The sequence below is a fragment of the Aquiflexum sp. genome (genome assembly GCF_041751335.1).
Classification (GTDB): Bacteria; Bacteroidota; Bacteroidia; order Cytophagales; family Cyclobacteriaceae; genus Aquiflexum.
Genome location: NZ_JBGSXS010000004.1, coordinates 1 through 8,956, shown reverse-complemented (window position 1 = coordinate 8,956; position 8,956 = coordinate 1). Strand labels below are relative to the sequence as shown.

Annotated in this window: 6 protein-coding genes; all 6 read right to left on the bottom strand. The window is 38.1% G+C overall.

Going from position 1 to position 8,956, the window contains the following annotated elements:
* Nucleotides 1-1,289, bottom strand: a 1,289-nt coding sequence (locus tag ACEW8U_RS00080; protein WP_373519986.1) for a LamG domain-containing protein, incomplete at its 3' end; no start/stop codon positions are given.
* 595 nt (nucleotides 1,290-1,884) lie between these two features.
* Nucleotides 1,885-3,528, bottom strand: coding sequence for a BspA family leucine-rich repeat surface protein (locus ACEW8U_RS00075; RefSeq protein ID WP_373519985.1), 1,644 nt, complete (start codon nucleotides 3,526-3,528; stop codon nucleotides 1,885-1,887).
* Between the two features lie 505 nt (nucleotides 3,529-4,033).
* Nucleotides 4,034-5,869, bottom strand: a complete 1,836-nt coding sequence (locus ACEW8U_RS00070) for a 7TM diverse intracellular signaling domain-containing protein (RefSeq protein ID WP_373519984.1) — start codon at nucleotides 5,867-5,869, stop codon at nucleotides 4,034-4,036.
* Between the two features lie 90 nt (nucleotides 5,870-5,959).
* Nucleotides 5,960-6,811, bottom strand: a complete 852-nt coding sequence (locus tag ACEW8U_RS00065) for a DUF6597 domain-containing transcriptional factor (protein WP_373519983.1) — start codon at nucleotides 6,809-6,811, stop codon at nucleotides 5,960-5,962.
* A gap of 293 nt (nucleotides 6,812-7,104) precedes the next feature.
* Complete coding sequence (locus tag ACEW8U_RS00060; RefSeq protein WP_373519982.1) at nucleotides 7,105-7,743, bottom strand: response regulator; 639 nt, start codon at nucleotides 7,741-7,743, stop codon at nucleotides 7,105-7,107.
* A gap of 472 nt (nucleotides 7,744-8,215) precedes the next feature.
* Nucleotides 8,216-8,848, bottom strand: coding sequence for a response regulator (locus ACEW8U_RS00055; RefSeq protein WP_373519981.1), 633 nt, complete (start codon nucleotides 8,846-8,848; stop codon nucleotides 8,216-8,218).
* Nucleotides 8,849-8,956 lie beyond the last annotated feature (108 nt).

Below are 8,956 nucleotides of genomic sequence, written 5' to 3'. Positions count from 1 at the left end.
GTCAGCGGACCGTCCGAATTGGTTGTGAATGTTGCTTCTTCTGCAATAGTGATGTTGCCATTGTTGCTCACATCTAGGATTCCAGCGGTCCAGTTTGTGGTGCCCTGCAGCAGTAGGGTTTTGGTATTGATGAATTTGTTGTTGCCTGAAAAAGAAGCAAGTCCAGAAACCGTCATCGGACCAACTCCGGTCAAGAATCCTCCTGACCAATTAAAGCTTCCTTCTACTTCTGATTGTCCATTTCCGGTAAGGATTCCACTACTGAGATTTATTGTACCTGATACAAAAAGATCAATTCCAACATCATCGTTAACAGTAAGTGTTCCACCCGAAACAAGCAAAGTACCCCCTTCCTCGACCACTGTTTGGTCAATGGTTCGTGTATCAGATACAGTAACAGTATGGCCTTCACTGATGGTGATGTCTTCATCTGCCGATGAAGGCACCGCAATAGCAGCAATCCAATTATTTCCATCGAAGCGTTGCCAAGTGGTGACTGAATTCCAATTGCCTGATTGGATGGATCTGTAAGAATTCAGGGATACATTTCCGGAATCATTTGAATTAAATTCTGCTAAAACCTGCTCTGCTGTTAAGGCCAAATGGTAGATTTTTATCTCGTCAATTGTTCCTGACAATGCCAAAGGACCAAATGCAATTCTATTTCCCACATGTAATGGATCTGGGTTATCTGTAGTACCTGAAGTTAAGTCAGTGGTTGTATTTTGAAGCACTCCATCAACATATAAACTTAGTAGTGTACCATTTTTTGTAAATGTTATTAAATGATAGGCATTGTCATTGACTGATACCTCTGAAAATACTATGGCTTGCTCTGTTCCATTCCATCGTGCTGCTTCAATTTTTGCTTTTACAAAATCCGGATTGTCTTCATTGTTATTTCTATACCTAATCACGAATGGGTAACCACCTGTTATACCATCCCATTTTTCCAGAATTGTATTTGCCGCTACTGTTGATTCATTTGGTTGGGAAGATGGGATTTTAACCCAGCATTGCACCGTAAAATCTTGATTCAGGGTAAAATTATTTGAACTGCTACTTGGAATGTCAATTATATCATCCACCCCATCAAAAAGATACGCGCTATTGGCATTTCCAAAGCGGTCAGTGGTTAGAGTTGCACCATTTACGGTTCCGTTGTTGGAACCAATGGCATCCTTGGCATTGCCATTAAAGGGATAATAAGCCACCGGGGTTTGTGCCATGGCAAAGCTAAATGCACAAACAGCGAAAATGGTCAGTAAAGTATGTAGCGCTTTCATCATAAAATTGGTTTAAAGCATATAAATTTGATATAAAAAGAGGTGTAGCACCATAGCTAAATCTAGCTATCCAATTGATTGTTAAGAATTTGGTTTGGGTAAATCTCCCATTTTGACCAAAGGAAAAAAATACTATAAAAGTACTATTTTTGAACTAAGAGTTGTTTATTTATTTATACGCTTTCTTGCCAGTAACCTTTAATTCAGTTGCAAACAGGACGGAAGTCCGAAGACGGAAGACCGAAGTATCGTGCATTTCAGGATCTTTCGAGAATTATTTTGAGCTACGATATTACTGGTAAAATTGTGTATATCTATTTTTTCTTATAGCGGCCTGGGTGCCTGTTGCTCGAGTTTTTTCTTTCTCTTGCTGATTAAAATGGCGCTTCTAAGTTGCTCTTGATTTAAAAGGATTCGAAGGGTAAACTTTTCCAAAGTTTGAAATTTTGGGAAAGTTTATGCGTGGCAGAAAGCAGAAAAAGCCTGTCATTAGCCAGGCTTTTTCATCTATATTCAGCTACCCTTAAATTATTATTTTGTTTCCCAAAGGGAAATATTGAAAAACATTAACTCCAAAAAGAAAATTTCAATGTCGAACTCAATCCGGACATGTCCCCCAAACAGGTTTAGGCAAAGTCCAAGAATTGGCCTTATTGTCAAAGAATAATGGTTTTGATTTGATTTTCGTAACGCACCATTTTGATAGATCTTGGTTAAACAATGGGTTGGCTTCGAACATACCATCCATATTGACTACATTTTTGACGTCCCAACTTCCTATTGGTTGATTGAATCGGACTCCGGCGAACATAAATCGCATATTCGATGCTTGGCTTACATTCCAGTTTTCAATATTTTGACTAAACAAAGATTCAGTAAACATCGCGGAAAAATCAATTACATTTCCCACATTCCATGGTCCAATCGGTTGATCAAAATTTGACCTATAAAACATAAAGGACATGTTTTTGACATTTCCAACGTCCCATTTTTCAATTGGTTGATTGAAATGAGAATCTCTAAACATATCACCCATATTTGTAACACTTGAAACGTCCCAATCCCCTATGGATTGGTTAAATTGAGATTCATAAAACATGCGGTTCATATTCGTGACATTGCTTACAACCCAATCCCCAATGGGTTGATTAAAAGGGCATTCTCTAAACATACTCAACATAACTGTAGCATTGCTTACATTCCAATCTCCAATCGGATGATTAAATGGAGTTTTATAAAACATTAATCCCATATCAGTAACCTTGCTTACATCCCAATCTCCTATGGGCTGGTTGAATGGAGAATTATGAAATAATATTCCCATATTGTTAACATTACTTACATCCCATTCCCCAATGGGTTGGTTGAATTGGGACGAAGAAAACATCGCAATCATATTTGTAACCTTACTAACATCCCAATCCCCAATAGGTTGATTGAACGAAGAAAGATCAAACATTCTACTCATATCTGTGACATTGCCCACATCCCAATTGCCAATTGGCTGGTTGAAGGTGGTAGCTCTAAACAATTGGGACATATCCGTAACCAAAGAAGTACATAACCTGGTCATGTCAACCCCTTCACCCCTTCTTTGCCTGATCAAATCATTGTCTACCGCCTCATATTCAATCCCGTTTAGGGTACCTTTTTCTCCGACTCCTACAGCTTCACATTTACAGGTGATTCCGTTTTCGGCTAGATAAAATTTTTCCTTGAGCTTAAATTTGACCGTTACATTCTTCTCTTTATCCACTGCAATCTGTTTGGGTATTTCACTTCCACTCAAATCCCCTCCCCAATTTTCGAATTCCCAACCCTCATTTGGGACAGGGGTGAGTTCGACTGTAGTCCCATGTGGATAATCCCTGCCGGATGGATTGGTCACTATGACTTCATTTACGGTGCCTTCCCCCTCGATCTGTATATTCAGGGGATAATCCCTTTTGACAAATACCCCTACCACACTTTTGTTGGAAGTCATGGAAATGGTCAATGGAACAGTAGCCCCACTCCCATCACCTTCCCATTGTTTGAAGACCCAATGGGTATTCGCCTGGGGTGTGAGGGTGACCGTTTGGCCCTGTGGGTATGAGGCTGATGAAGGTGCAATTGTGATGGTGCCACCTTCTACCGGAGAAGCAATTGTAGAAAGTGAATAGGTAGGAATCGGTTCTTCTTCTTCACAGGAGATTAATGCAGCACATAATGCCGATAAAAGAAAATATTTAATGGTTCTCATTGGTCTAAAAATTTAAATGGTTAATGATTATTCGGATTTTTATGTTGGTAAAATTCCCGATTAACCGAAAGGAAAAAAATACTATAAAAGTACTATTGTTGAACTAAGGGGTTTTCTGTTGGACATAAAGAATTTTAAAAATAAATAGGCTGGAAACGTTGAAACAAAAATCAGGATTCTAATAATAGTTTCACACAAAAAATTATCCTGGAAAAATTTTTATTTGGATTGATTCTTAACCCTAATAGGTTATTTGGAGTTTGTTTATATAGCTACTTTTTTTCTTGACAAAAAAAGTAGCCAAAAAAGTCAAGAAGGCGGAATCCTATCATCCCACAAGGCCAATGCCGACCCGGTCCGCCTTCATTCCCACCCGCTCTTCTCAATTAGAACTTATGTGAAAGATTCAGGTTTTTTTTAAACCAAAATTTATTCCTCTAAATAGATTCCCATAGTCCTTTTCAATTTATTGAATTAAGGAAAAGTAATTCATTAATTAATGCTACTAAGTCAATCCAGTTCCAACCGGAACTTCTATACTCACTTTTGTTCCCCTTTCGTTGGATTCAAAACTGATTTTCCCCTTTAGGTAATTTACCCTGTTGGCAAGATTTACCAATCCCAAGCCATTTTCAGGATTGTCAATAATATCCCTGGGAATTCCTTTGCCATTATCGGAAACAACCAAGTTGAGTTTCTGTCGATGGTTATTCAGGAATATGTTCACTTGGGCTTCTGTGGCCTCTGCGTGTTTGATAATGTTGTTCAGCAATTCCTTGATTATCCTGAACAGGTTGATCTTGATTTCTAGCTGCAATTTTGGCAGATCAGCGATTTCATAGGTGATTTTGATTATATCCTGTGAACCGACCATATCCAAAATTTCCGATACCATCTCCTTGAGGGATTTGTCTTCCACTTCCCGGGGCATCAGTTCATGGGCGATATACCTGATATCTTTACAAGCGATTTCCAATAATTTGTGTGTTTCGTCCAGTCTTGGATTATACTTTTTGGGGCCCAGCATCATAAATTCAACCTGCAATTTTGTAATGGCCAATAATCCTCCCAAATCATCATGCAGATCTTTGGCAATTCTCTGCCTTTCCTTTTCCTGCGCCTGAATGATACTCTTTGAAAGCTTCCTTTCCTGTTGGAGCACTTCCAAACTCAGTTCTTCCTTTTCATTTCTGATAATATAATACCGATGGATAATACCGATTGTAAGCAAAAACACATTGACCAATGATCCCACTACCAGACCATTTGGATAAAGAGGATGCCAATCTGTTACTCCTTGAATGTTGAGCACATAATTGGAAAATCCAAAAATCAAAATAGCATTGGCCAAAGCCAGGTAATAGGCGATTTTTCCTTTTGACCGGAATTGTAAAACAGTCATGGCCAATACAATGACCATATTGCAAATAGAAATGAACAATGCTGTCCAACTGATCATTTTATTGACTTTTGATCCCAATGCAATGAAAAGTGAACCCATAATCAAGATGGCAAAAAAGTAATTGATGAGCATATAAAGTTTGGACACATTCCAAACTTTGGATTTATTTTCTCCAAAAAACTGGTTGATAAAGTTCAAAAGCAATACGGACATCATCAGACTGAAAAATGGAATGACAATCGAAGATAGGCTTCCAAAAAAGTCACCATAAACCCATAAAAACAAAAAACCATCTTCCTCCAATATCAAAGCAAGGCAACAGATCAAATATCCGGAGAAAGTCAAATAGACTTTTTCCCTAAAAAATATCCAAAGGGATAGCCCGAAAAAAAAGGCAAGCATCAATACCCCTGCAACCGAACCAAAAAATGCCGTTCTGCTGATTTCATATTCCCAATAGGATCTTGGTTCATCCAAAAAAAAAGGAATATAAGTATTCAGTCCCCTGCTATCAACCCTTAGCAGATAAGTATAAATTGAATTTGGGGGAATTAATAACTCATAAGAGTTAAGTCTACTGTTCATTGCCCTTTTATTTCCGGAATACAAGAAGCCTGAAACCTGTTCATTGATAAGGCTGTCATTTTCATCGAAAGTAAACAGTATAGCTTCTTTGATGGCTGCCCCTGCAGGACTCAAGATCACCATATTTCCGGCATCCAGTTCGTTCTCCAACTGGAAGCCAAACCACCAAATTGATTCAGTATATCCTTTGTTAAACAGGGAATGATGGCCCAGAGCCTCAAATCCTTTTTCCTTGAATTTATTTAAAACTTCATTTAAACTAAAATTCTCTGTTTCTTCCCAATAAAAGAGATAATCCCCGATAGGATAATCCGGTGCTTGGTTTATCTTCAATAAAACCGATAACGAATCCATTTTTTCTTCCTGAGAAAATGTTTTGAAGGGAAACAAAAACAAGATTAGCAGAAAAATAGACCTTACATACATAGACACAAAAATATAATTCTACCAGTTTGGATTGTTCTCTTTGAAGTCAACATCAGATTCATTGGGATTTTTTAAAAATTTCAATGGTGGCTTTCCGGTAAATTCCACAAAATCCTTGATCAAATGGGATTGGTCAGCATAGCCCATTTCTGATAAAAACTCAAAACTGTCCAGTTTTTCTTTTTGGACCATGTTTTTCATCAGGTTATTGAACCGTATAATCCGGCTCAACATTTTTGGGGACAAACCAACCTGTTTCTTAAATTCCAGTTCCAAAACCCGTTGTGAAATTCCCAAATTTGAACCAAGGCCGGAAATGGCAATATTTCCTTTTCTTTCAACAATTTCAGCAATCACAGATTCGATATTATTCAAAATCCTAAATTCCTTCAATCGATTTACATATCTGATGATTTCCTTCTCAATCAAATTAATCACTTTTCGGTGATCAGCCTCCGACATTAGTTTCTTACAGAACCCTTCCTCAAAAACAGGAAGCCCCAATCTCTGGAATGACGTCACTTTATTGGTGAAAGCCGAAACATCCCGTTGGATAAATGGATACAAGCCTGATGGTGAAAAAACAGTCAAAACCAATCGGAAATGTCCCTTGGTCCTGTCGTTCCCGTAGGTTTTCATTTGTCCATACAGATACACCCGATCAAAAACTTCCGATTCTATATTTATTTCGACCTTTGGATTGTCATCTACCATGTATTCAAACGTTCCTCCAAATGGCATGACAATGGCAGGCGATCCATTTGGTGTCAATAAATTATATGTCTCTTCTTCCAAAATCTCATCCACCAAAAAATATCCTGTCACCATTCGTGACAAAGAAGGGGCAGCAGGGAAAAACTTGGCTTCCATATATGGCTTTAATTGATGAAAAAGAAGGTTACAAAGTATGAATTCAACTGATTCAAAATATTGGATTCGAAATTTCAAATTAAGATAGTTGAATTCGGATAAAAATGCTAAAAAAAATGGTAATCCGTTTCCTTTCCATTGGCCCATGCTTTTTTTACAAATTTGTTGAAAGTCCGAAGACCGAAGTCCGATGTAAGGATTATTTAAGTATCTGACCAAACATTGTATTTCCTATCTACTGCAAAAATGGAGATAAATAGATATGGAGATAAAAATTGATTCAATTTTAAAATTCAGAAATCTGTAGATTTCTTCAAAAAAGTAACCAAACCTGCCAGGTTTCTTACACCAAGCTTTTCGAAGATATTTCTTCTATGTGTTCTAACAGTAAACCGGCTTAAATTTAATTTCTCAGCAATTTCATCAGTTTCAAACTGATTGATGATTAGCTGAAGAACCTCAGTTTCCCTTTTGGAAAGGTGGTATTGTTTTGCCAATTTCTTGTAAAACCCATCATCCTCTATATTGTCATTGCCAACAGGCAAGTCATTGAAATAAATACCTCCTTTAATAATAGATTGGATTGACTCCAAAAGGACCTGTAAGGGTGCATCCTTACCAATCATTCCATCTGCCCCAAGATTTTTGCACAGTTCAACTGTTGAAACAGTCCTGTGCATACTCAATACCAATTTCTTGACATTTGGATAATTTCTCTGCAAATGTCCCATGACCTGAACACCATCCATGACAGGCATATTTAGGTCCAAAATCAATAGATCAGCAGAATATCCCTGATCCAAATAATCCAAAACTTGCTTTCCATTGCTGAAACAATTACCTAAATGGTAATTGGGATTGGTATTGAGAATCTGCTTCAATCCCGAAGCAAACATCTCGTGGTCATCGGCGATAATAATTTTGGTTCTCATAGAAAATGTGTTTAGAGTTTGAGAAAAGTTTAAAATCTACCCGATCCGTTTAATGATAGAATTCAAGAATCAGTTTTAAATATCCATTATAACTCAATATTTGATTATTTCTTTAATTTATTGTCTGATTCAAGGAGAGTAAAAATATCAAATTGTTACGCTCCAAAATTGTAAGAAATCGAATATTATTAATTTGAGTTCTTTACCATACAAATCAAAAATACTTAAGCTTTTACCCAATGGAAATAGCTAAATATGGCTATAACCTTTGAAGTCCAAAAAAAGACCTCAAAGGTTGAACTTGGGCAGACCTTAAAACCTAACTCCTCCTTAGCGTTTTTGCGTCTTTGCGGGAAACCTTACAAACCATGAAATTGTGAGGCGATTATTCATCCCTCAAAACCTTCGAGGTCAAAAAAGACCTCAAAGGTTAAACTTCTTTTGCGCCTTAGCATCTTTGCGGGAAACCCTTTCACAACAACCTCTTCTTATAAGCCAATGCCACCGCCTCCCCAAGAGAATGCACATGCAGCTTTTCGTAGATTTTTTTGACGTGGTTGTTGACGGTGAAGTAACTGATGCCGAGTTCATCTGCGATCATTTTGTAGCTGAGGCCCTCTGCGAGTTTTTTGAGTACTTCTGATTCCTTGGGGGTCAATTGGTAATCTTCTTTTTTTCCATTGGGAATTTCCCCGAAATAACGCATTACTTTTAAGGCTATGGATGGACTCATGCTTGCCCCGCCTTTGTTTACTTCGTCTATACTTTGGGTGATTTGGGCGACGGAAGCTGATTTTAGGATATAGCCCTCTGCTCCACCTTGAAGGGCAGCAAAAACCTTTTCATCATCATCAAAGGAAGTCTGCACTATGATCTTGATATAAGGTGCGTATTGCTTGGCGATTTTGATGCCTTCGATCCCGTTGACCACCGGCATTTCCAGGTCCATTAGGATGATATCAGGTCGGCTTTGGTCTATGTCTTTTTTGATATGGGCACAGTTTTCGAAGGAACCCACCCATTCAAGTTCGGGTACCAAACCGATCAAAGCCTGCAAACTTTCCCTGCGGGCTGAATTATCGTCATATATGGCTACCCGTATCATAGCTTAAAGTTATGGGGATTCGGCTCCACCTACAATACTAAATGTAGCCATGGGGATAGAACAGGTCAGGGTAGTTCCGTTTCCGTTTTGGCTATCAATGCATAGTTT

What these genes read in the sequence shown, in the direction of transcription:
- ACEW8U_RS00060 (WP_373519982.1), bottom strand. Translation starts at nt 7,743, where the DNA reads ATGAGAACCAAAATTATTATCGCCGATGACCACGAGATGTTTGCTTCG.
- ACEW8U_RS00055 (WP_373519981.1), bottom strand. Translation starts at nt 8,848, where the DNA reads ATGATACGGGTAGCCATATATGACGATAATTCAGCCCGCAGGGAAAGT.
- ACEW8U_RS00075 (WP_373519985.1), bottom strand. Translation starts at nt 3,528, where the DNA reads ATGAGAACCATTAAATATTTTCTTTTATCGGCATTATGTGCTGCATTA.
- ACEW8U_RS00070 (WP_373519984.1), bottom strand. Translation starts at nt 5,869, where the DNA reads ATGGATTCGTTATCGGTTTTATTGAAGATAAACCAAGCACCGGATTAT.
- ACEW8U_RS00065 (WP_373519983.1), bottom strand. Translation starts at nt 6,811, where the DNA reads ATGGAAGCCAAGTTTTTCCCTGCTGCCCCTTCTTTGTCACGAATGGTG.